This window comes from Haloarcula montana (assembly GCF_035666295.1).
Lineage (GTDB): Archaea > Halobacteriota > Halobacteria > Halobacteriales > Haloarculaceae > Haloarcula > Haloarcula montana.
On sequence record NZ_CP142028.1, the window covers coordinates 326,117 to 349,373 of the forward strand.

Annotated in this window: 22 protein-coding genes; 8 read left to right on the forward strand and 14 right to left on the reverse strand. The window is 65.7% G+C overall.

The window, feature by feature from the left end:
• Window positions 1–112: 112 nt before the first annotated feature.
• The 4 genes from VJ109_RS17240 to VJ109_RS17255 all read right to left on the reverse strand — a co-directional run bounded on the left by VJ109_RS17240 (window position 113) and on the right by VJ109_RS17255 (window position 4,900).
• Complete coding sequence (locus VJ109_RS17240) at window positions 113–1,645, reverse strand: methyl-accepting chemotaxis protein (RefSeq protein ID WP_324760623.1); 1,533 nt, start codon at window positions 1,643–1,645, stop codon at window positions 113–115.
• Between the two features lie 176 nt (window positions 1,646–1,821).
• Window positions 1,822–3,294 carry a methyl-accepting chemotaxis protein gene (locus VJ109_RS17245; protein WP_324760624.1) on the reverse strand — a complete coding sequence of 491 codons (1,473 nt, stop codon included), beginning with the start codon at window positions 3,292–3,294 and terminating at the stop codon, window positions 1,822–1,824.
• Window positions 3,295–3,524: 230 nt separating this feature from the next.
• Window positions 3,525–4,586 (reverse strand): thiamine ABC transporter substrate-binding protein, encoded by a 1,062-nt coding sequence (locus VJ109_RS17250; RefSeq protein WP_324760626.1) that lies wholly within the window; start codon window positions 4,584–4,586, stop codon window positions 3,525–3,527.
• Window positions 4,583–4,900, reverse strand: a complete 318-nt coding sequence (locus VJ109_RS17255; protein WP_324760627.1) for a thiamine-binding protein — start codon at window positions 4,898–4,900, stop codon at window positions 4,583–4,585. Before VJ109_RS17255 ends, VJ109_RS17250 begins: the two co-directional genes overlap by 4 nt.
• A gap of 126 nt (window positions 4,901–5,026) precedes the next feature.
• Here VJ109_RS17255 and VJ109_RS17260 point away from each other — a divergent pair, with 126 nt between their 5' ends.
• Window positions 5,027–6,046: an AIR synthase family protein gene (locus VJ109_RS17260; protein WP_324760628.1), complete on the forward strand. Its 1,020-nt coding sequence runs from the start codon at window positions 5,027–5,029 to the stop codon at window positions 6,044–6,046.
• A gap of 50 nt (window positions 6,047–6,096) precedes the next feature.
• Here VJ109_RS17260 and katG read toward each other — a convergent pair whose 3' ends face one another.
• The 8 genes from katG to VJ109_RS17300 all read right to left on the reverse strand — a co-directional run bounded on the left by katG (window position 6,097) and on the right by VJ109_RS17300 (window position 16,205).
• Entirely contained in the window at window positions 6,097–8,229 is a 2,133-nt protein-coding gene (gene katG / locus VJ109_RS17265; protein WP_324760630.1) for a catalase/peroxidase HPI, read from the reverse strand.
• Window positions 8,230–8,477: 248 nt separating this feature from the next.
• Complete coding sequence (locus VJ109_RS17270) at window positions 8,478–9,656, reverse strand: ABC transporter substrate-binding protein (protein WP_324760632.1); 1,179 nt, start codon at window positions 9,654–9,656, stop codon at window positions 8,478–8,480.
• 133 nt (window positions 9,657–9,789) lie between these two features.
• A complete protein-coding gene (locus tag VJ109_RS17275; RefSeq protein ID WP_434737295.1) occupies window positions 9,790–10,680 on the reverse strand; it encodes an ABC transporter ATP-binding protein in 891 nt (296 codons plus the stop codon).
• A 5-nt stretch (window positions 10,681–10,685) separates the two neighbouring features.
• Window positions 10,686–11,798, reverse strand: coding sequence for a FecCD family ABC transporter permease (locus tag VJ109_RS17280; protein ID WP_324760634.1), 1,113 nt, complete (start codon window positions 11,796–11,798; stop codon window positions 10,686–10,688).
• Window positions 11,799–12,734 (reverse strand): FAD-dependent oxidoreductase, encoded by a 936-nt coding sequence (locus VJ109_RS17285; RefSeq protein ID WP_324760636.1) that lies wholly within the window; start codon window positions 12,732–12,734, stop codon window positions 11,799–11,801.
• Between the two features lie 2 nt (window positions 12,735–12,736).
• Window positions 12,737–13,906: an ABC transporter substrate-binding protein gene (locus VJ109_RS17290; protein ID WP_324760638.1), complete on the reverse strand. Its 1,170-nt coding sequence runs from the start codon at window positions 13,904–13,906 to the stop codon at window positions 12,737–12,739.
• Between the two features lie 63 nt (window positions 13,907–13,969).
• On the reverse strand, window positions 13,970–14,983 hold the full coding sequence (locus VJ109_RS17295; RefSeq protein ID WP_324760639.1) for a HEAT repeat domain-containing protein: 1,014 nt from the start codon (window positions 14,981–14,983) through the stop codon (window positions 13,970–13,972).
• A gap of 88 nt (window positions 14,984–15,071) precedes the next feature.
• Complete coding sequence (locus VJ109_RS17300) at window positions 15,072–16,205, reverse strand: glycosyltransferase family 4 protein (RefSeq protein ID WP_324760641.1); 1,134 nt, start codon at window positions 16,203–16,205, stop codon at window positions 15,072–15,074.
• 73 nt (window positions 16,206–16,278) lie between these two features.
• On the opposite strand from VJ109_RS17300, the gene VJ109_RS17305 reads away from it, so the two are divergent.
• Genes VJ109_RS17305 through VJ109_RS17330 form a run of 6 tightly spaced genes read left to right on the forward strand, consistent with a single transcriptional unit; the run spans window position 16,279 to window position 21,859 of the window.
• Entirely contained in the window at window positions 16,279–18,018 is a 1,740-nt protein-coding gene (locus tag VJ109_RS17305) for a Gfo/Idh/MocA family protein (RefSeq protein WP_324760643.1), read from the forward strand.
• Window positions 18,015–18,788 carry a CDP-alcohol phosphatidyltransferase family protein gene (locus tag VJ109_RS17310; protein ID WP_324760645.1) on the forward strand — a complete coding sequence of 258 codons (774 nt, stop codon included), beginning with the start codon at window positions 18,015–18,017 and terminating at the stop codon, window positions 18,786–18,788. Before VJ109_RS17305 ends, VJ109_RS17310 begins: the two co-directional genes overlap by 4 nt.
• A gap of 25 nt (window positions 18,789–18,813) precedes the next feature.
• Window positions 18,814–19,596 (forward strand): GTP cyclohydrolase IIa, encoded by a 783-nt coding sequence (locus VJ109_RS17315; protein ID WP_324760647.1) that lies wholly within the window; start codon window positions 18,814–18,816, stop codon window positions 19,594–19,596.
• The gene (locus tag VJ109_RS17320) at window positions 19,589–20,611 is read left to right on the forward strand and encodes a zinc-dependent alcohol dehydrogenase (RefSeq protein ID WP_324760650.1); all 1,023 of its coding nucleotides are present in this window, start codon (window positions 19,589–19,591) and stop codon (window positions 20,609–20,611) included. The genes VJ109_RS17315 and VJ109_RS17320 overlap by 8 nt, the downstream gene beginning before the upstream one ends.
• Window positions 20,612–20,636: 25 nt before the next feature.
• A complete protein-coding gene (locus VJ109_RS17325) occupies window positions 20,637–21,011 on the forward strand; it encodes a 6-pyruvoyl trahydropterin synthase family protein (RefSeq protein WP_324760651.1) in 375 nt (124 codons plus the stop codon).
• 2 nt (window positions 21,012–21,013) lie between these two features.
• Entirely contained in the window at window positions 21,014–21,859 is an 846-nt protein-coding gene (locus tag VJ109_RS17330) for a class I SAM-dependent methyltransferase (protein WP_324760652.1), read from the forward strand.
• Between the two features lies 1 nt (window position 21,860).
• Here the strand turns inward: VJ109_RS17330 and VJ109_RS17335 are convergent, their stop codons facing one another.
• Both VJ109_RS17335 and VJ109_RS17340 read right to left on the reverse strand, forming a co-directional pair.
• Window positions 21,861–22,247: a hypothetical protein gene (locus tag VJ109_RS17335; protein WP_324760654.1), complete on the reverse strand. Its 387-nt coding sequence runs from the start codon at window positions 22,245–22,247 to the stop codon at window positions 21,861–21,863.
• Window positions 22,248–22,348: 101 nt separating this feature from the next.
• Window positions 22,349–22,522 (reverse strand): hypothetical protein, encoded by a 174-nt coding sequence (locus tag VJ109_RS17340; protein WP_276223436.1) that lies wholly within the window; start codon window positions 22,520–22,522, stop codon window positions 22,349–22,351.
• Between the two features lie 173 nt (window positions 22,523–22,695).
• On the opposite strand from VJ109_RS17340, the gene VJ109_RS17345 reads away from it, so the two are divergent.
• Window positions 22,696–23,250: a phosphatase PAP2 family protein gene (locus VJ109_RS17345; RefSeq protein WP_324760656.1), complete on the forward strand. Its 555-nt coding sequence runs from the start codon at window positions 22,696–22,698 to the stop codon at window positions 23,248–23,250.
• Window positions 23,251–23,257 lie beyond the last annotated feature (7 nt).

Here is a 23,257-nt window from a genome sequence, read left to right on the forward strand (position 1 = left end):
CAGCTACCGGCCGAGACTGTCTACGGGGAGTCGACCCGCAGAGAAGCCCTGTGCCGGCCAGGGCGTCGCGGTCGGCGTGGCGATCCTCGCTCGAAGCTGTGTCCAACGGACGCTACTGGTCGCCACGGAGCCGCTGGACCCCGCTATCCAATTCGGCGATGGCATCGGTCTGGTCGTCCGTCGCAGCGACGATATCGTCTGCGGCAGCCTCGGTGTCCGAAGCGTGTTCGCGTGCCGTTTCCAGTGTCGACGTAAGCTCCTCGACTGTCGCTGCCTGATCGTCGGTCGCACGTGAAACCTCTCCGATACCGTCTGCCGTTTCCTCGATAGCTGTCGCGATATCTTCGAACGCGGTCAGGACGTCCTCTATCTGGTCGCTAGCGGTCGCTATCTGTTGATGGGACTGCTTGGCTGCCTCGATAGTGGAATCAGTTTGCGCCTGCAGTCTGTCGATATCGTTCGTGATCTGTTCGGTGTGTTGTCGCGTCTCGTTGGCGAGGGCTTTTACCTCGTCCGCGACCACGGCGAAGCCGTCCCCCTCCTTGCCAGCACGGGCCGCTTCGATGTTTGCGTTCAGTGCAAGCATGTTCGTCTGGTCCGCTACTTCGGAGATCACCTCAACGACGTTCTCGATGTCGTCCATACGGTCACCTAGATCGGTGATGGAGTCGACGAGTTCGTCGCCGATCTCGATGACCTCATCTATGGCGGTGTGTGCGTCGGATGATGCGTCGAGCCCCTCGTTTGCGGCTTCACGGGCCCGTTTTGCGGATTCGTCGACCTGTTCGGCAGTCGCAGCGACTTCTTCCATGTTCGCTGAAAACGTCGACATCTCGTTGACACTCTCCGTGAGGAGTTCGTTTTGTTCGTCGACGTTGTCGGCGATATTGTCCGCGGCAGTGACCGCCCGCTCGACGGACTCACGGAGTCGAGTCGCCTGCTGGTCGACATCGAGTACGATCTCTTGGAGGTTGTCAGCCATGCCGTTCACCTCCTCGACCACCTCCAGCAATTGAGAGTTGATCACCTCGTCGTCCGTGAACGAGGCGCGGGCGTCAAGATCGCCGGCTGAGAGGGCTCGAAGCGTTCCGGATACCTCGTCGACGAGAGCCTCGGTTGCTTCCTGACGGCGGCGCTCCTCGGTCAGGTCTTGGAGCATCTCGACGGCCCCTTTCAGCTCGCCGTTCTCGTATATCGGCATCACGGTAATACTGGCGAAATGCTCGACGTTTCCGCTGTGGTCCGTGACGCGGTCCTCTTTGACGTAGAGATTTCGAGACTGGTCCTCCACCTCAAGCCCGTAGACGTCGTCGGCCGTCTTCGGTGCGGCGAGCACCTGCTCTATCATCGTTTCCTCGTGGGTATCGTAGAGGAGCATACCGATGTCTGAGCGATCGAGTGCCTCGTCGGCGGAGATGCCGGTGAACTCCACCATGTCGCGGTTCCATGCCCTAATGACACCATCTGGATCGATCATGAATGCGGCCTGTGGGATACCATCGAGCAACACGTGTGCGGTAACGTCGGTCCCGCTGGTGTCCACTACTGCTTCGTCTGCCGACGGCGGGTCAGTTCTCTTCTCATCGCTGTCGGTCTCTTCCCGAACCCCGCCGTCGGTTACAATGATATCACCGTCCCTATCCACTGAGTTACATCGTTCCCGCGATAAATTACGTCCCATCTGAGCCAGCTAGTTGGTTCGATTAAAAATAGCTTCTCTGCTGAAAATCACATCTGATAGTTTTAGACACGTTCGTACCTTCCCAGAGCGTGCCGGTGCCGACAGTGAACGCGAACGCCGCGTGACAGTCTCGGGCTGACTCAGCGAGTATCGTCTCGTTCGATAACCACGGAATCCTCCGCACTGTTCGTGTCTATCTGTTCGACGGTCTCTGCAAGCTCTTCGATAGCGGTCTCGATATCCGAAACGAGTCGGGATTGTGTTTCGTTCGCTTCGTCAACCGTCTCGATTTCTTCCGAGACCTGCTTGGCTCGGTCGGTGGCCGAATCGATGATACTCGCCACTTCTTCGGTCCGAACCGCTTGGTCATCCGTGGCCTCGACGATGTCTTCCATCCCGGTCGACGTGTCGTTCACGACCTCGACGATCTGTTCCTGGTTGTCGACCAGCGTCCGGATCGCGCTAGTGCTATCGTGGATCTCTGTCGTTACCGATTCAATGCTTTCGATGGTTTCGTCGGCCTCCTGGCGCGTTTGGTGGATGATATCTTCGATACGCTCTGACTCGGCCTGGACCTCCTCGGCGAGCGATTTCACTTCGTTGGCAACGACGGTGAACCCGCTCCCGGACTCGCCGGCGCGCGCCGCTTCGATATTCGCGTTCAGCGCGAGGATGTTCGTCTGATCGGCGATGTCGTTGATGACCTCGACGATATCGTCGATCTCGGCCACCTGTTCGGCGAGCGTATGCGTCCGCTCGGCCACGTCGTCGCTGCTCTCGGCAACGTCTTCCATCCGGCCGATGACATCCGTCCCGGATTCAGTGTTCTCGATAGCGAGCTGTTCGGCTTTCTGTGCCCGTTCGTTGATCTCCTTTGCTGAGGCGGCTATCTCCTCGACCGTCGCCGAGAGTGAACCGACCTCGCTCGATACCTCCTCCATGTTGTCGACCTGCTCGCCGGCGAGCGAGTCAGCAGTGTCAATCGCATCCTCGACGCGATCGGTCGTCTCCACAGCTTCGTTCGCGAGTGTCGCAACTTCGTTGGACACCTGCGACTGCGCGTCGGTGATCGTCTGTTGCTGCGTCACGAGTCCAGTAACGTCCGATGTCGTCTCGAACCCGCCGATAACCTCACCCTCCGGGTTTCTGAGCGGAACACCGCTCGAACGGACCCATCGCTGACCGTCCATCGTCGGGATCTGTCGGTAGTTCGCTTCGCGTCGGCTTTTCCCTTCACGGGCGACGGTCTGTGCGAAGGTTTCGTCGTCGGCCGATATCGGGAAGGCCTCGTGGGTCTTCTTCCCGAGAACGGTCTCCTTCTCGAATCCCAATCCGGATTCGGCTTCCGAGTTGAAATACGCCACCGTATCGGTATCGTCGACGACGAACCCGGTCTGGGGAAACTCCTCGATCACCTGTTCGAACAGTCCCCGCCAGTAGTCTCTCTCGTACCGGAGACGTTCCAGTTCGTCTGTCGTCTCCGGTTCGGGCTGGATGTTCCCGGCGGACGTGTATTCGGACCCACTCTGTGCGTCTTTCACACTGGCACCTCCGTCCGGACGTGGCTCAGTCGAGTCGCCTTCCCCGTTGCTCTCGTCGCTCGGTTCTGTCATTACCCTCACTGTCCGGGAGAGGGTATTAAGCGACACTCTTCGAGAATCACAGATGATACTCGAAACCGCCGATAATGTTTAAAAATCGAATATCTTCGCCCGGAAGTAAGATCGTTGTCACGTACCCTCTCCCGCTCGCTATTTCATCCGTTCGAGATGCTATTTGGCAAGATCACTGTCGGTGGTCCGTATTCCGTGGTGTTCGGAGTGCATACTCTCCTGACGGAGTCCTACTTCTCGGCGACTTGCCTGCTCCAGTCCTCTCGCCAGGTGTCGAGGTTCTCCGCGAGCGCGTCGTAGCCGAACTGGATCGGTTGCTTTGGCTCGTGTGCGTACTGTGCGAACTCCTCGGGCAGCGAGGCGTTCGAGACGGTCGGTAGACCGACGTTCTTGACGGCGACTTCCTGCTGGACGGCCGGATCGAGCATGAACGAGGTGAACGTATCGACGAGTTCGCCCCGATCGGTCGCCGCGAACTTCGCCGTCCCGTCGACGTATGCGTACCCTTGGTCGTTGGGGAAGGCGATCTGGTGGCGGCTCATGTCTTGGTTCTCGGCCGCGGCATACACCTGGTCCGTCGAGTAGGAGACGACCATCGGTTTCTCTTCCTCCGAGTAGGCAGCGTAGGCGTCACCCCACGAGCCCAGGATGGTGACGCCGTTGTCCATGAGATCGGCCCAGTAGTCGAGGTAGCTGTCCGCACCCACGGTGTTGATCGTCCACAGGAGAAAGAGGAGGCCGGTCGTCGTGCTCTGGGGGTTGGCGAGCAACAGCGTGTCGGCGTACTCCTCGGTGGTCAACGCTTCGAGCGTCTCCGGGGGTGAGACGACGCCCTCGTCGTAGACGAGACTGACGTAGGACGCCCCGGTCGGGATGACGCGGTTCTGTGGGTCGAACTCGTAGGCGTCGACGACGTTGTCGCTGTTCTCGACGGCCCCGGTGTCGTAGGAGGTAAACAGCGGGTCGTCGAGTTCCTGGTCGGCGTTGACCAGGTCCGGTGGGGTCACGCCGACGAAGGCGTCAGCACCCAGATCAGCGCCCTGTTGCTGGCGCTGGAAGAAATGCTGGAGGCCGCCGTCGGGGACGACCCACTCCAGCGTGAGGTCGTGACGGGACTCGAACTCCTCTTTCACCCAGTCGCCGGCGCTCGTACTCGGCGCGTCGATAAAGGAGTTGTACGTCCCGATCCGCACGGTGTCGTACGACGGTGACGAGGACCCCCCCATACAGCCGGCGGTCCCGAGCGCCGCGGCACCCCCGACTGCCTTGAGGAACGAACGGCGCCGTGTCATCGCTGACTCCGTGCTGGCCGGCCCAGGTGTGTCTCGACCCGATCGACCTTCTCCTCGACAGCCAGCGTTTCCTCCCGGAAGTGGTCGATCTTGAGATTGGTGATCGTCCGCGAGGCGTCGACGGCCTCCGTGGCGGCCTGTGCCGCGTCGAACACCTCGCTCAGTTCTTCCGCCTGGATCGTCGTCTCCATCGGGTTCGTCTCGTACTCGACGTCGAACGCCTCCAACGCGTCGATCGCCTTCGCGATCTCGGCGTCGAAGTCCGCGTCCGCGTCGTCCAGCGGCGCGACAGATAGCATCGCAGTGACGGTCATCACTGGAGAGTGGGGCCACTCGGTGATATAAGTCGGTGATCCGCGGATCGGACAGTCCTGCGACAGGATTCGCGTTGTGCCATCGAGACGCAGGAAACTTGTCCCAGTCACACCCAGAGCGAACCGATGACCGACCGGGGAAAGATCGATAGCCGGGTGTTCGCGGAGGTGATCGCCCCGAAGTTGGGGGCACAGAGAGACGACGTGGCGCTGGGACCGCGACACGGCGTCGACTTCGGCGTCCTCTCGATCGGGGACCAGGCCGTCGCGCTCGCGACCGATCCGATCTCGATCTTGCCGGCGCTGGGGTTCGAGCGTTCGGGTCGGATCGCCCTCGATATCGTCCTCACCGACGTGGCCGTCTCGGGGCTGGCGCCGACACACTTCGCGATCACGCTGACGCTCCCGACCGAGATGACCGACACGCAACTCGCAGCCACCTGGGACGGGATTCACCAACACGCGCGCGATCTCGGAGTCAGCATCGTCGGCGGCCACACGGCCAGATACGAGGGCGTCGACTACTCCTGGGTCGGCGGCGGGACGGCGCTGGGGGTCGGTAGCCACGACGACCTCGTCCGGCCTGACGGTGCCGATCCTGGCGACGACATCGTGATGACGACCGGGCCGGGCACGGAAGTCGCTGGCCTGTTTGCGACCTTGTTCCCGTCAGCGCTTGGCCTCCCGGCCGAGACGGTCGCGACGGCTCAGGAGCGCGTCGAGGACATCTTCGCCGTCAGCGATGCGCTCACCGTCGTCGACGCTTGCGACCCGACGGCGCTGCACGACGCCACGGAGGGCGGCGTGGTCGGTGGCCTCACAGAGATGGCGACAGGCGCAAATGTCGTCTTCGATGTCGAGCGATCGGCTGCCCCCGTTCGCCCGGGTGTCGAGGCGGTCTGCCGGGCTGTCGATCTCGACCCCTGGTACATTTCGAGTGCGGGGACACTCCTGGTGACTGCACCGCCGGCGGAGGCCCGGCGAGCAGTCGAGGTGCTGGAAGCGACCGGGACGCCGGCGGCTGTCGTCGGGACGGTCCACGAAACTACCGAGGACGACTCCGGTCTCGTCCTCGACGGTACCCGTGTGGAGCCACCGGCTTCGGACCCAGCCTGGAACGTGATGGCGGAACTCTCGGAGCGGTGACCGACGAACACGATACACCGTCGGGATGGCCCTGATCCGGGCCGAGCAGCTTATTCGAGGTCGAAGCGGTCCAGCGTCATCACCTTGTGCCAGGCGTCCACGAAGTCCTGGACGAACTTCTCTTCGGCGTCCTCGGCACCGTAGACCTCGGCGACCGACCGCAGTCGGGAGTTCGACCCGAAGATCAGGTCCAGACGGGTGGCTTCCCACTCCATCTCGCCCGTCTCACGGTCGTACCCCTCGAACAGTTCGCGGGCCTCCGAGACTGGCTCCCACTCGATGTCCATCGTGAGCAGGTTCGTGAAGAAGTCGTTGGTCAGCGTCCCGGGCCGGTCGGTGAGGACACCCAGGTCCGTGTCCTGGTGGGTCGCACCGAGTGCTCGCATGCCGCCGACCAGCACCGTCATCTCGGCGGCGGTGAGATTCAGCAGCTCCGCCTTGTCGACGAGCAGGTCCTCGGCTCGTTTGTCGATGTCGTCGCCGAGGTAGTTCCGGAACCCGTCGACCTTCGGCTTGAGCGCCTCGAAGGACTCCTCGTCGGTCTGTTCGGCCGTCGCGTCGACGCGGCCGGGTTCGAATGGCACCTCGATGTCGTAGCCGGCTTCGGCCGCCGCCTGCTCGACGGCAGCGTTCCCGCCCAGCACGATCAGATCGGCCAGCGAGACCTTCGTCCCGTCCGAGCGGGAGTCGTTGAACTCCGCCTGGATCTCCTCGTAGGTCTCCAGTACCGTTTCGAGCTGTTCGGGCTCGTTCACGTCCCAGCTCCGCTGTGGGTCGAGCCGGACGCGGGCACCGTTGGCCCCGCCGCGCTTGTCGCTGTCACGGTACGTCGACGCGGACGCCCAGGCAGTCTTGACGAGCTGTGGGGTCGAGAGGTCGGCGTCCAGAATCTCCGCTTTCAGGTCCTCGGCGGCGTCCGAACCGATGGTGGCGTAGTCGGCGTCCGGCAGGGGGTCCTGCCAGATCATCTCCTCGTCGGGGACTTCCGGACCGAGGAACCGTTCGGGCGGCCCCATATCGCGGTGGGTCAGCTTGTACCAGGCTCTCGCGAAGTTGATCCCGAACTCCATCAGGTTGTCCTGGAACTCCTCCAGAATCTCGCGGTAGTCGGGGTCGCGCTTCAGCGCGATGTCGGTCGTGAGCATCATCGGTGTGACCTCCTCGTCGGGATCGTGGGCGTCCGGCGCGTTCTTGACATCGTCGTCGACCGGGGTCCACTGCCAGGCGCCGCCGGGACCCTTCTGGGCCGCCCACTCGTATTCGAGCAGGTTGTCGATGTATCCCATGTCCCAGTCGATCGGCGAACTGGTCCAGGGGCCTTCGATACCGCTCGTGATCATCGCGCCCTCTTTCGCGCCGTCCTGTTCCCAACCCAGGCCCTGTTGTTCGATGGGGGCGGCCTCGGGTTCGGGACCCATGTTCTCTTCGGGGTCGTCCGCACCGTGGACCTTCCCGAAGGTGTGACCGCCGGCGATGAGTGCGGCCGTCTCCTTGTCGTTCATCGCCATGCGGGAGAACGTCTGGCGGATGTTCTTCGCGGACAGTTCGGGGTCGGGGTTGCCGTCGGGACCCTCCGGGTTCACGTAGATCAGCCCCATCACGGACGCGCCGAGCCCCTCCTGGATCTCACCGGCCTCGTCGAAGCGCTCGTTGGCCTCCCACTCGTCTTCGGGACCCCAGTCGACTGCCTCGTCGGGCTTGTAGGCGTCCTCGCGGCCGCCCGCGAAGCCGACCGTCTTGGCACCCATCGACTCGATGGCGACGTTCCCCGCCAGGATGATCAGGTCGGCCCAGGAGAGCTTGCTGCCGTACTTCTGTTTGACCGGCCAGAGCAGCCGCCGGGCCTTGTCGAGGTTCGCGTTGTCGGGCCAACTGTTGAGCGGCGGGAGCCGTTGCATCCCCTCTGCTGCGCCGCCGCGGCCGTCGCTGGTTCGGTAGGTCCCGGCGCTGTGCCAGGCCATCCGGATGAACAGCGGTCCGTAGTGATCGTAGTCGGCCGGCCACCAGTCCTGCGAGGTCGTCATCACGTCCTCGATGTCTTCTTTGACCGCTTCGAGGTCGACTTTCTGGAACTCCTCCGCGTAATCGAACTCCGCTCCCTTCGGGTCGACCTGCTCCGCGTTCCGGTCGAGAATATCGACGTTCAACTGGTTTGGCCACCAGTCACGGTTTGTCTTACTCATCAACCAGTAATTTGTCCTATCGCCTGTTAAGCTTGTCCAAATCGGAAACGAATTCTTCGTGCTACCCAAAGTAAAGTTGTGCATCGGATGAAGTCGACGGCGGCGCTCCCGTCCGGATTCGGGTGGGATTGGTGGTAGTTCGACCGATACGGGACTGGCCGTTCTCGGGCTCGAAACGACTCCGAGAGAGACGAACACAGCCGCCTGCGGTGAGAAACCGATCGTATGGCTGTGCCGACAGATTGTGGTTAGTCGTCGACGCCCTCGGTGATGATGCGAGCGAGGCGGTCGCGGTCGAACAGTTCGTCCTCAGGGAACAGTTCGGGGAAGTATCCCTTCGCGTACCGCTCGATCATGAACAGGTTGTGTAGCGGGCCGCTGTAGATCGGCCCGCCACGGAACACGCGGTCGTTCTGGACGGCCGTCAGTTGGCTCCCGATCTCGTGGTCCTCCAGGTGCGAGACGACCGCGTCCTCGAACGCCTCCCGTGTCAGCCCCGTCTCGTGGTACCGGACCAGCAACGAGTCCGGATCGACCTCCAACAGCGCCTCGTAATCGATGGTTCCCGTGTCGCTGGTCGACAGCCCGTCGATGTCCGTTCCGGCGAACGCGTCCGAGAGTCCCAGCGTGTGGAAGTGCTCCTTGTTCGCGCCGTTGCCGGAGAGGCGGTACGGGGAGAACTCCTCGGGCGCCTTCCCGCCGAACACGAGCGCGGCGTTGGGGCGGTCGTCCGGTGCGGGCAGCCGGGACTGGACCGTCGCGACGAGGTCCGCGTGCATCGCCTCGATCGCCTCGAACCGCGCCCGCTCCTGGAAGACTTCGGCGACCTTCTCGAAGGCCTCGTACAGCGAGTAGTACCGGTAGTCGTGCCAGGCGTCCGTCCGCCGGAAGATGACGTTCCCCAGGAACGGAGCGACGTTCCCGCGGATCTCCGCGAGGTCCTGCTGGCCCCAGGCCTGGAACCAGTCGGTCAGTGCGTTCGGATCGATCAGGTGGAGGTCCGCGTCGATCTCGTAGAACGGCTCCTTCGAGATCCCGTCGTTCCACAACTGCGTGAGGTCGTCGAGGTCGATCGAGACTCCTGCCAGTTGTTCGTAGTGGATCGTCTTGTACCGGCCCCGATACCAGATCGACTGGGCGGTGTCGGCCTGACCCAGCGCGACCAGCATGTCGATGTAGTCAGCCGTGAACGGGGCGATGGTCTCGGGGACCGACTCGAACTCGACGGTCCCGACCGGCTCCATCGTCACCGAGTAGCCCTGCTGTCCGGTCGTCGTTCCGGCGGTCGCTGTCTCACCGGTTGGGGTCGACTCCGAGCCGCTCCCACCGGTACAGCCCGCAAGCAGGCTCCCGCCGATGACTGCGCCGCCGTATTTGAGTGTGTCTCGCCGCGTCGCTTGTCTTTCGTGATTGTCTTCTACCGGCATAGATTTAGGTCAGCCTAAAAATAGTAAAACCCTCCGGTCTCGCGGTGCGTTCGGGCCGATGCTGTGAGTCCGCCAGTATCGAAAATCCCGTTTTGCGAGGCCGCTGGTGGGGTCTCGGCCGCCAGAGTGGGTATCAGTCCGCGTGGCTGTCTGCCTGGTCGCCTTCGTGGCGCGCACGGAGTGGTTCGATCCGCGGTCCACGGGGCGTCTGCTCGACCTCGGCGTCGATCTCGAACACCTCGGCGAGCAGTTCCTCGGTCACGACCTCGTCGGGTCTTCCTCTGGCCTGGATCTCACCGTCGCCGATGGCGACCATCTCGTCGGCGAGCCGTGCTGCCTGCTCGATGTCGTGTAACACGACGACGATGGTGATGTCGCTCTCCTCGCGCAGCGTCTCGATGATCTCCATGACCTCCAGCTGGTGATGGAGATCGAGAAACGTCGTCGGCTCGTCGAGCAGGAGCACGTCGGTGTCCTGGGCCAGCACCATCGCGATCCACGCCAGCTGTTTCTGGCCGCCGCTCAACTGCCCGACCTCGCGGTCGCGCAGGTGCCCACAGCCGGCCAGTTCGATCGCCCGGTCGACCGCCCGCTCGTCGTCCTCGGTCGTGCCCTCGAAGAACCCCCGATGGGGATACCGGCCGTGATAGACGAGATCCTCGACGGTGATGCTGTCCGGTGAGGCACTCTCCTGTGAGAGCAGCCCCAGCGTCCGTGCGAACTCCTTCTTGTCGAACGACTGGACAGCCCGGCCGTCGACACGGACTGTCCCGGAGTCGAGCGAGAGCTGGTCGGCCAACCCCTTCAGGAGCGTGCTCTTGCCCGAACCGTTCGGCCCAACCAGTGCCGTTACCTTGCCGGCCGTGGCCGAAATGTATTCGCTGTCGATCACCGGATCGTCGCTAGTCGGGTACGAGAGGACGAGTTCCTCTCCCTCGACGATCCCGCTGTCGACGCTGCTCTCACTGCTTTGTGCTGTCTTCGAACCGTCCGATTCCGTTTCGTTCGATCGCGGTTGTTCCAGTGTCATCAGATCTCACCCATCTGTTGTTGCTTGCGCATCAGGTAGAGGAAGTACGGCCCGCCGACCAGTCCCGTCACGATCCCGACGGGGATCTGGACGGGGCTCAACGCGAGCCGGGCACCGACATCAGCTCCGACCATCAGCGCGGGGCCGGCGAACACACAGCCGACGACGAGTTTTCGGTAGTCGCTGCCGACGATGTTGCGGACCATGTGGGGGACGATCAGACCGACAAACCCGACGATGCCGGCGACGGCGATGCTGGCCGCGGCCGCCAGGACGGCGACCCCGGAGAGGGCAAACCGGACCTTCTCGACGTCCATCCCCAGCGACTCCGCCGTGCTCTCCCCGAGCAACAGAACGTTCAGCTGTCTGGAGCTGAGCAGTGCCAGCACCATCGCGACGGCGGTCCAGGGGAGGGCCATCCGGACCTGTTCCCAGTCCGTACCCGTCAGGGAACCGGTCGTCCAGGCGATCGCCGACTGGACGACGCCGATGTCGTCGGCGAAAAAGAAGAATGCCGTCTGGAGGCTTCCGAAGACGGTGCCGACGATGACGCCAGCGAGGATCAACCGTACCGGACTCGTGCCGTTCTTCCAGGCGATCGCGTAGACGATCAGGAACGCGACCGCGCCGCCGACGGAGGCGATCAACGGCAGGAACGCGGTCAGGCCCGAGAAGACCACGAGCGTCAGGAGGATCATCAGCCCCGCACCGGAGGAGACCCCGAGGATGAACGGGCTGGCGAGTTCGTTCCGGGTCACTGCCTGGAAGATCGCTCCCGAGACCGCGAGGTTCATCCCGACGAGCATGCCGACGAACACGCGGGGCAACCGGATGTTCCAGACGATGAGGCTGCGTCTGTTCATCTCCGGGACCTCCCCGCCGAGGATGAACGCCTCCCAGGCGTTCGCGTTCAAGATCACGTTCGGGTTGAAAACGGCCTGCCAAGCCTCGACGATCGTCATCGAGAACGCGCCGAAACTCACCTGGATCAGCCCGCCGACGACGACCACCGCGAGACTGCCGAGACAGAGACTGAACAAGCTCCCGTCGAGCCACCAGAACAGCCGTTCGCGCCAGCCATCCGCCTGCTCGGTCGGCGCTCCGGTCGCCATCTATCCGGTCACCCCCGTCTCGTCGAGATACGCGCGCAGTCGCTCGTCCCCGATAGCCTGCAGCACTCGATCGGTGTCGAGGTGGTCGACGAGGCGGTCGATCCCGCGGTCCCGTCGTCGCTCGATCTCCTCGTCGGAGAGACGTGTCTCGAACGCTTCGTCGATATACTGTTCCCGGAGATCGGTCAGACGCTCCTCGGGGAGATCGGGGTCGTCGGGGACCTCGTCGTGGAACCACTCGCGCCAGCGGTCCCGGTCGGTCCACTCGCCAGAGAACTCCGCCTCGGGACGCATCCAGTCGTACCGTTCGGCGACGCCGTCCGGGTATCCCCGCTCCCGTCGGTGGTCGGCCAGCAGCGTCCGCGCGACGTGGGCGCCCTGGCCTGCACTGATCACCGCCTGGTCGTTGCGGTCGCCGGTGGGAGCGGCGACGTACAACCCCTCGATCGGCGTGCGACCGTCCCGATCGGGGTAGTCGGGATCGAACCGCTCTTCGGTCTCGCCGTGGTGTTCCCGTTCGGTGAACATCTCGCCGTCGGCCAGGGGACGCAGATACGACCCGTCGTACCAGGCCGCAGCGACGACGGCGGAGGTGATTACCGCCCGATCGTCCTGTGTCTCGACGACGAATCCGCCGTCGGGCGCTCGTCTGACCCGTTCGACAGTGTCCTCGACGACAGTTCCCCCTACCGCAGCGACGTGGTCGGACAGCAGCGAGCGGAACGTATCGACGCCGATACCACCGGGGAAGCCGGGGTAGTTCTCCAGGTACGCACACCGCGGGAGCGCGGCCGGCCCCCTGTCGAAGACCACCGTATCCAGTCCGTCCCTCGCGGTGAAGACGGCCGCCGAACAGCCCGCCGGGCCGCCACCGACGACGACCACGTCGCGGTCCCGACCCGGTTCGTCCGTCGACGCTGTGTCTTCGGTGCTCACGATCAGATCGCCCCCGTGACGATCTCTCCGATCCGTTGGCGGTCGAACAACTGCTCGCCCCCGAACAGTTCCGGGTAGAGTCCCCTCGCGGCCGTTTCGAGCTGGAAGAGGTTGATGATCGGCCCCTGGTAGGTCATCCCACCGTAGACGACCCGGCCGGTGTCGACGGCGGTCAGTTCGGACGCGATCGGGTGGTCTCGCATGTGGGCGGTGACGTTCTCGTCGACCCACTCCTGTGTGATCTCGCCCGAGAGCCTGATCGCGATGACGTCAGGATCGATCTCCAGTAACGTCTCGAAGTCGATCTTGCCGCCGCCGGCCTGGGCGTCGGTGACGCCGGCGTCGGCAAGCGCGTCCGTGACCTCCAGATCCCGCCAGTGTTTGGACTGTGTCCCGGCGCCGATCCGGTACGGCCAGAAGGCTTCCGGCGGGTCGCCCGCGGGTACCAACACGGCGACGTCAGGCCGCTCGGACGGGAGACGGTCCCCCACGTCGGCGACCACCTCGTCGTGATACTGTTTGAACGCGTCGTACCGCGCCCGTTCCTGGAAGAGGTCTGCGACCTTCTCGAAGGCCTCGTACAGCGAGTAGTACCGGTAATCGTGCCAGTCGTACACCCGGGTAAACGTCGTGTTACCGAACCACGGCGCGACGTTCTGGTCGATCTCCTCGACGTCTTCCCGATCCCACTGGAGACGGTTGACCATGAAGTTGGGATCGACGACGTGGACGTCCGCGTCGAGTTCGTAGAAGAGTTCCTTGTCGGTCCCGTCCTGCCACAGTTCCGTCAGTCCGCTCTTGTCGACCGAGACGCCGGGTATCTCTTCGTAGCGGTGTGCGCCGAACCGGCGACGGACGCCGATCGCAGAGAGGCCGTCGGCCTGTCCGAGTGCGACCCCCATATCGGCGTAGTCACCGGTGTACGGGACCCACGTCTCGGGGACCGACTCGAACTCCACAGTTCCGACCGGCGAGATCGTCACTGCGTGCCGGCCGTCGTCGGAGGCAGTCGCCGTTGCGGTCGGCGTCGTACTGTCTGTCACGGCCGACTCCTCGCTCGTCCTCCCGCTACTCGAACAGCCCGCAAGTACCCCACTCCCGAGGACTGCGCAACCGTCTCTCACGAACTCCCTGCGCGTCGGTTGGGGTTCCCCACCGGGATTCTGTTCCATACCTTTAGGCTCGCCTAATAAGTATAAAAACCCCTCGAACTTTAGGTCGGCCAAACTGTGGGGCTATCGTGGGGCTCCACACTGTGGACACATCGGTGGCCCGCAGTCGGGGAGTTCGAGTCCACAGTGTGGACATTCCCTCTCGCTGTCGGGCGAATTGATCGCCTCGGCGATGTCGTCTGTCCCCGCTCGAACGCTATCCACGGTCCCGACGCCGTCCGGTGGAGAGGTATCCTGACCGTCGTCGAGACTTTTCCGCAGAAACGCGACGCGCTCGGTCGAGAACGCTGGTGGGTCATCGTGGACCGGTTCGATCCCGTCGATCTCCGCGAGGGGTTCCGATCCGTGGTCCGAGGCGGCGACCAAAGCCAGTGCTTCGGCCGCGCGCCCGCGAACGTAGGGGTTGCCGTCGTCCAGCCGATCCCGGAGCGCGTCCGTCGCGGCTGTCACCGCTTCCGGATGTTCACACCCGATCGCGACGATCGCCGTACAGAGGTGATAGCGGACGAGTTCGCTATCGTCGTCGACGTGATCGGCCAGCGACTCGACGTGGTGTCGGAGCCGCCCCGGATCGCCCAGTGTGACGTACGCGAGCGCCTTGGCCAGCTTCTCTTTGACCTCCGGCTCGTCGAAGGAGAGTCCGACGCGAAAGTCCGCCAGTATCTCGGGGTCTCCGACAACGTCCGGGTGATCGAGCGCGACGTAGCCCAGTGCCTCCACACACCGTGCCCTGACGTAGTAGAACTCCCCGTCGTCGGCTACCCGCGACGCGACCGTCCCGACGACCGGGACGACGACGGCGGGGTCGGACCGCGCGAGCGCGACGAACAGTTTCGCGGTCGTCAGTCTGACAGCCCGGTCGCTGTCGGTCAGGAACCGGGCGAACGCTTCGGTGAGCCCGTCGAACAGGGACGGTCGGTCCTCGGCGATGTTCCGGACGGCTTGAAGGGATCGCTTCCGGATGTCGGAGTCGGCTTCGGTCAGCCGGTCCAGCGACGCGATGGTCTCCTCGGGCGGCGCTTCGCCCAGTTGCTCGGACAGGCGGTCCGGGGCGGGCGGCTGGTCGGAGTCAGTCATCGGCAGGGTCGTGTGTGAGCGGCTTCCACGACCAGTCGCTTCAATCCGGTGGTTCGACCGCGATCCCAGCGCCCGGGTCGGGACCGGATCATCCGGCCTCGGCGGCCTCGTCGAGCTGTGTCGCGACGACCGCCCGGACGCGCTCGTGGAACCGATCCACGGCAAACCGGTCCGGCGGGAGTCGCGGCCGGGCATCGGTCTCTACCGCGCCGGCGAGCAGGTCGGCCGCTTCCTCGACGGTCCCGTACAGGCGGTCCGCTGCGCCGTCGACCACGTCGCGCTGGCCGCCGGAGTCGTGGGCAAACGGGACCATACCGGCGGCGACGTACTCCGCCAGCGCCATCCCGAAGTGTTCGCCGCGCTTGGGGTTCACTCCATAGCGATGCCGGCCCAGCAGCGTCTCCAGGCGCTCCCGCGGAACGGCCACCTCCAGTGTGACGTAGGCCCGGCGGTCGACGGCGGCCTCGACGCGCTCGACGTAGGACCGGTAGGCGTCGGGGGCCGACCCGACCAGGTGGAGGTGGATGTCGTGGCCCCGATCACGGACTCGATCGACCACGTCTATCGCGTCCAGCGTTCGGTTGTCCGGGGCGATCCGGCCGACGGTCACCACGCCCCGCTCGCGCTCAGACCAGGGCTCGCCGGGGATCGGATCGACCGGCGGATGCAAGACTCTCGCCGCTCGGCCGTAGCGCGCGGCGAGGTGGTCGGCTGTGTACGACGAGTTCGCCAGCAGCGCCGCGTCCTCCGGCAGCCGTCGGTCGGCCAGTCCCGCCATCCGCGTCCAGACCCGGCCCGCCACTCCGTCGTCGTGGACGCCGTCGGGGCCTGGGACGTGGCCGTTGAACTGCGGGAAGTGGACGTACTGTACCGACGGAATCGGGAGCGCGAACTCGTTCGCGGTACTGACCGCCAGGTCGAACGCGTCCGCGTGCCGGCGGAACCACCGGTCCAGGACGACGCTCCGGAACGCCAGTTGCGGCCCCCACCGGTCGTCGATCCGCGAGAGCAGCCCCGCGAGCGGCCCGCTCCCGGGCAGCGTCTCGACGGTCACGTCCGTGCTGGTCCCGAACAGCCGGTTCAACGCCGCGAGCGGGGTCGTCGAGATCGTAAACAGCGTCACGTCGTGGACGGCCTGCAACGCCTCACAGACGTGCAGACAGACGGCGTCGGCGCCGCCGTTGAAATCCAGCGTGTTGTGCAGGACCGCCACCCGTGCCATACCACTGGGTCGGGGTGAGACTGACTAAAACGGTTGGGACTGGACTTTTTTCCGCGAGGTCCCTCTGGGGGGTATGGAGTGTCTCGTCGTCGGCGCGGGCTCGGTCGCCGGGCAGTACCTCCCGGAACTGGCCGACCGGGCCGGGCTCACCGTCGCTGCCGTCTGTGACCGCGACGAGGACCGCGCGCACAGCGGTGCGGCGACCGTCCAGGGCCGAGCCTACACCGACATCGAGACCGCCCTGTCGGCGGAGGCGGCACCGCTGGTGCTCAACCTCACCAGCCACGCTGCCCACGCCCCGGTGACACGCCGGGCGTTGCTGGCGGGTCGGCACGTCTACACCGAAAAACCACTAGCACTCGACGCGCCGACGGCGAGGGAACTGGTCGACCTCGCGGCCGAGCGCGGACTGGGGCTCGGCTGTGCGCCGACGAACCCATCGAATCCAGGACAGCGACGCGCCGCGCGGTTGCTCGCCGACGGCCGAACGGGACGTGTCCGGATCGCTGACGCGACGGCCCACGTCGGACGGGTCACGGAGTGGCACGACCGCCCCGAGTCGTTCCTCTCGGTCGGGCCGCTGTACGACGGAGCCGTCTACCCGCTGACCCTGCTCGTCGCCTGGTTCGGCCCCTTCGAGAGGGTCGTCAGCGCCGACACGTCCCGACCCTGGCCCGACCGCGAGCGCCAGCGACCCGATGCCCCGACCCACGTCGAGGCCGTCCTCGAACACCGTGACGGGCCACGCGTCCAGTTGACTGCCAGCCTCTACGCGCCACACCGAGCCCGTGAGTTCTACGGGCTGGAACTGCACGGCGACGACGGCTCCGTCTACGTCGACGACACCGGCGCACAGACCGACAGCGACGACCGCGTCCAGTTCGGGCGAGTCGGGAGGGACTACACGCCGGTCCCACCGACGAGACCGGAGCACCCTGGGACCTACGCCGACGGCCCGGTGGCCCTCGTCCGGTCGATCCGGCGGGGCGATCCGGACCGGACCACTGCTCGACGTGGCGCCCACGTCGTCGCCGCCTGCGAGGCCATCGAAGGCGTCGCGGAGCGCGACGATCCGGTCTCCCTGGACGGTGCGGGTGTCACGCCCGAGCGCGTCCCGGCACCGACGTACCGCCTCCTCAACACTCCGCCCGCAGAGGCCAGCCTCCGGCTCCCTCCCGTCGGCGCGTTCGTCCGCGACGGGACGGCTGAGAGGGTCGAGGAGGTGCTCGACAGCGGCTCCCGGCTGCTCGCCGTCGAGCCATCGGGGGCGCGAGTCGTCGGGGAAGCACTCGCCGGGCCGGGGACGGCCGACCGTGGGTCGCTGCACCTCGCCGGCGTCGTCCCCGAGGGGACCGGGGTCGAACGCGGTCTCGACCGCATCGCCGGAGCACTGGGTGGTCCGGTCGACTCGCTGCTGCTCTCGAACCCGACGAGCGACCGGCTTGGGACGGCATCTGGACTCCGAGACGCCGGTCGAGTCCGGGTCGTCGGCCCCGTCGGGACGGCCCCGGAGACCGCCACGGAGTGGCCCCTCGTCGGAGCGACCGCACCACCGGACGGGCCGACGCTCTCTGCACACCACCGACGGGGGACCCGTGTCCTCGCGCTCCTCGATGACCCGACGATCCTCGTCGACGACCGGGCGAGGGCACTCGCGGAGCAACACGGTGTCTCACCCGTCCGTACGGCGGTCGCGCTCGCGGTCCGGCACGGGCTAGTCCCGGTCGTCGGTGAGGACTTCGCGTCGGTGCTGGCCGGTTCGGGGACGGTGATCCCCACCGAGGGACCCGGAATCGGGGTGGACGACGGATGAGCCACGATGGGGTGCCCGCCCTCTCCGAGCGCCGGCGCGTGGTCGAGGGGGTGGCCTTCGTCGTGCTCGCGCTGGCCGCGGTCGGTTCGGGGTACCGCTGGCTCGTCGGAACGACGATGCCCGAGACTGCGGGGCTGTGGCTCGGCCCGACGACTGCCGTCGTCGGGTTCGTGGCCGCGTTCACCTGGCGGCACCGCGAGGCGATGCGGACTACGGACGGGGTGGCGATGGAGTCGCTCGGGGTCGCCAACGCGGTCACGCTCGGCCGGGGCGTCCTGATCGGTATCGTGGCCGGGTTCGTCCTCCTCGAACCGGAAGGGCGGTACCTCTGGGTCCCCGCCGTCGGCTACGGTGTCGCCGTGGTCCTCGATAGCGTCGACGGGGCGCTCGCGCGCTCGCTGGGGACCGAATCCCGCCTCGGCACACGACTGGACATGGCCGTCGATACCATCGGGTTCCTGGTGGCTCCGCTGGTCGCGGTCGCCTGGGGTTGGCTCCCAGTGTGGTACCTCTCGCTGTCGGCCGCCCGCTACTGCTACCGGGCAGGGTGTTGGCTCTACCGGGTCCGCGGCGGGACAGTCGGGCCTCTCCCGCAGAGTCTGTTGCGCCGCCCGCTCTCGGGCCTCCAGATGGTGTTTCTCTGGGTCGCACTCGTCCCGATCGTTCCGACCGATCTGGTGACGCTTGCCGCTCCGTTCGTCCTGGTCCCTTCACTTGCGGTGTTCGTCCGGGACTTCCTCGTGGTCACCGTTCTGGCAACCGAAGAGTGAAACCGCTGGGAGCCAACAGTACGATGTGCCAGAGAGCCCAGACGCGGTCGTACAGTTCTCGCTCGTGCAGTTGGACGACTACGGTCCGTGGACTGTGACACCGGAACCGCGACCGGAACCCGCGCTCCAGGCGCTCCAATCTCGCCTCTACGCGGATCTCGCGGATTTCGTCGGGACCCGCGACGGCTACGTCTTCCCGGGGCGGTACGACAACCTGCTCGCGGTGACGAACCAGGTCACACCCGAGGAACACCGCCGGTTCCAGTCGCTCGTCCGGAACCGGTATCCCGTGACGGCGAGCGTCGGCGTCGGGACAGGGGGGACACCGCGTGCTGCCCTCGGTGCCGCCAGCGAAGCGTTGCAAGACACCGGGAGCGCACAGGACGCCGACCGGACCGAGCAACTGGCCGTCTCGCGGACCGCCTATCCGACCGGGCCGATCACCGTCGCACACTTCGATGTCGTCGACGCGACCGGCCGGTATACCGACCGGGAACACGCCTTCGACGCCCACCAGCGCATCCGGCGAGCGGTGCTGGAACTGGGTGGCGAACTCGGTCCCCACGGTGCGGTGACTTCCTTCGTCGGCGGTGACAACGCGATCGCCGTCTGTCCGAATCTCCCGACAGGTGTCTACGACGAGGTCCTGGCCGCCGTCCGGGACACGACTGGCGTCGAGATGCGCGTCGGGGTCGGGACCGGTGAGACCGCACAGGCGGCCGGACAGGGCGCCAAGGAGGCGCTGGAGAGCGGCCGGGCGACGGGCGAATGGGTGACCACAGCGACCGACGCCGAGGCCGATGACTGACACCGCTCGCACTCTCTACTTCGACCGCCCGGGATCGGTCAGCGTCCGCGAGCACCGCCGGCCCGAGCCTGATGCCGACGAGGCTCTCGTCGAGACGCTCGTCTCCGGGGTCAGCCCCGGGACGGAACTCCTCGTGTACAACGGCGAGGTGCCCGAGGAGCTGCCGGTCGACGAGACGATCGATACCCTCGACGGCACCTTCGAGTATCCGATCACGTACGGCTATGCAGCCGTCGGGCGCGTCACGGAGACGGGAGCCGATATCAGCCCGGAGTGGGAGGGCCGCACCGTCTTCGCGTTCAACCCCCACGAGAGCCACTTCTGTGCCACCCCGGAGGCGCTCCGCCCGGTTCCCGACGGACTGGACCCCGCGACTGCGACGCTGTTCCCGACCGCCGAGACGGCGGTGAACTTCGTCCTCGACGCCGCTCCCCGATTCGGCGAGCGCGCCGTCGTCTTCGGTGCCGGTCCGATCGGACTGGCGACCACGGCGGTCCTGTCGTCGTTCCCGCTGGCCGCGCTCGTCGTCGTCGACCCGGTGGCGTCACGGCGGGAACTGGCGGCGGCGTTCGGCGCGACCGAGACTGCGACACCCGAAGAACTCGACGGTGTGACCGATGTTGTCGGGCCGGACGGGTTCGACCTCGCAGTCGAAGCGTCGGGCAACCCCGCAGCCCTCGATACGGCGATCGAGCAGGTCGGCTACGACGGTCGTGTGTTGGTCGGCTCCTGGTACGGAACGAAACCGGCGGAACTGGACCTCGGTAGACAGTTCCACCGCGGCCGTGTCGATCTGCTATCGAGCCAGGTGAGTACGCTCTCGCCTGAACTGCGGGGTCGGTGGACGAAAGCCCGCCGGATGGATCGGGCCATCGAAGTCGTAGAGCGCCACGACCTCGACCGACTGATCACGCACCGAATTCCGTTCGCCGACGCGCCGATCGCCTACGAGATGCTGACCGCTGAGCGGGACGTGTTGAGTACGGTCTTCACGTACGACGAACAGGGGAATTAAGCCGCTCCCAGCCGACCGAACTGCCATGTACGAACTGTCCGTCTCCCGTGACTTCGTGGCACAACACTACCTGACGGTCCCGAACCCTGGACCCGAGGGTGAGATCCACAGTCACCACTACGAGGCGGACGTCCGGTTCGCCGGGCCGGAACTGAACGACTACGGCTATCTCGTCGACATCGACGACATCGAGGCGGTCCTGGACGCACTCGCCGATCGGTATCGGGACGAACTGCTGAACGATCTTCCTGCCTTCGAGGGTAACCCGAGCGTCGAGCGGTTCGCACGGATATTCGCCGACGAGATCGCCCGGCGACTCGACACGGCGGTACCCGAGCGGCTCACGGTCCGGCTGTGGGAAGACGACGTGGCGTGGGCGAGCTACGAGCGGTCGCTGTAACCATGGATCACGCACAGGTCCGGTATCTGGAAGCGAAACGCACCGTCGACGAGCGCGCGCTGAACCGCCGGGTCCGGGACGCGCTGGTGGACCGACTCCCGGACGCGCCTTCCGTCGTCGAGTTCGCTCCAGGGACGGGCGTGACGATCCCTCGCCTCCTCGACTGGGGGCTCGAACCGTCCCACTACGTCGGGATCGAACAGGACCGGGAGCTCGTCGAATACGCCCGCGAGACCCGCAGAACGGACCTCGAAGAACGTGGCTACACGGGCACACGAACCGACGACGGGTTCGCCGTGGGGCCGGACGGCTCCGTCGAGGTCGAGTTCGTGGTCGGCGACGCGACGACGGCCGGGGACCGGGACGCCGACCTCGTGATCGCACAGGCCTTCGCCGACTTGGTAGCCCACGATGTCCTGCTCGACGCCCTCGACCGTGCCGTCGGGCCTGCCGGGCTCGCGTACCTCCCGATTACCTTCGACGGTACGACGTTGTTCCAGCCCGATCACCCAGCCGACGATCGGATCGAGCGGGCCTACCACGACAGTATCGCGGGACGGCCGGGACGGGACCCCCGGACCGGACGACACCTCTTGGAGCGGTTCCGGGCCGCCGACGGCGAGTTACTGGCGGCCGGAAGCTCGGACTGGATTGTCCGCCCGCGCGCGGACGGCTACCCGGCTGACGAGCGGTACTTCCTGAAGTGCATCCTGGGGTTCGTCGCCGATGCAGTCGCCGACCGTCCAGTCGACGGTGCCCAAGACTGGCTCGCGACGCGCCGTCGACAACTCGCAGACGGGGCGTTGACCTACGTCGCCCACCAGTACGACCTGCTGTACGCGCCGTGACTCACTCCCGGCGGAGGAGCGCTACCAACACGCCGAGCAAGAGGAGCTGTGCGATCTTGTCGATCGCTCCCAGCGTCCCCACGTCGGCGGGGAACGCCTTCGGACCCCCGGCGAAGTTCACGACGTACCAGAGAACGATCTGACCGGCGGTAAACGGGACCCCCAACCCGTAGACGAGTCGTCGTCGGTAGTCCATGGCGACTGCCACGCACGCGAGAACGAACACGATGCCGGCGAAGAGAAAGGAGAGCCCGAGCGGGCTCGGGGCGAACGAGAGCCCGAGACGGACGTGAATGAGTCCGCTGACGAGTGCGAGGACGATTCCCAGGTAGTGGAGCGGACCCAAGCTATCGAGATCGATCGGGCCGGACTGTGTCGCCGTGCTCATGCTGTACTGTTGGCCTACGGAAGAATAAATCATCGGCCGGGAAGCCGACGCCGAGCACTGTGTGCAGTCCACCGGTGGGAACCGCCACCCTCAGCCCGGTGTTACTTCGCGAAGTAGCTCGTGAAGAACCCCGAGAGAAAGCCCGTGATCGCGACGGCGAGGGCCATCTCGCCGAGGCTGTACGGGCCGTCGTCCTCGTCGGCTAGCTTGACGGTGACCGCGACGCTGATCAGTAGTGAGATCGTCCCGTTGACGAAGTCGGTTGCCAGTCCCATACCCACAGTTGGTGCTCGACTGACAAATACGGTCGGGTCGGCGCGCCCCTCGGGACGCCAAACGGGTTTCCGACGGCGGTCCCTATGCCGGCGCAGATGATCCGACCGTTCGCTACGACCGCCCCTGTATCACCATTCCAGCGAAACACTTCTCAGTCGGGACAACAGGACGGATGAGGGAGTTCCTCTCCGAACTGCTCGCGTGGGTCCTCGAACTCGATGCGGCGACGGTCGACGTTGTCCTCGCGGTTCGGAACCCCGTGCTGACGAAGCTCATGACCTCGGTGACGGGACTGGGATCGGCGTCTGCGGCCGCCGTGTTCCTCGGGCTCTGTTACGTGGCCGGCTGGCAGCGGGAACGGCGAGTGGGGACGATCGCGCTGCTCCTCTCGGGGATCGTCGTCGTCTCGTTGATGGCGCTCGTCCAGCGGCCGTTTCCGCCCCAGCCCGTCTGTCTCACGGACGGAGCGAGCGTGGCTCCCCACTCGTTCCCGTCGGGCCACGCCGCGGCGGTGACGGTGTTCGCACTCGTCGCCGGCGACTCCGAGCGGCTTCCGACCGGTGTCGTCGCAGGGATCGCCACCCTCGTGGCGGTCTCGCGGATCTACCTCGGGACCCACTTCCTGAGCGACACCGTCGTCGGCGTCCTGATCGGTGTCGGCGCTGTCGTAGTCGCGACGTGGTCCCTCGACCGATACGGCTGGCCGTCGATCGACCTCGGTCGCTGATCGGGGG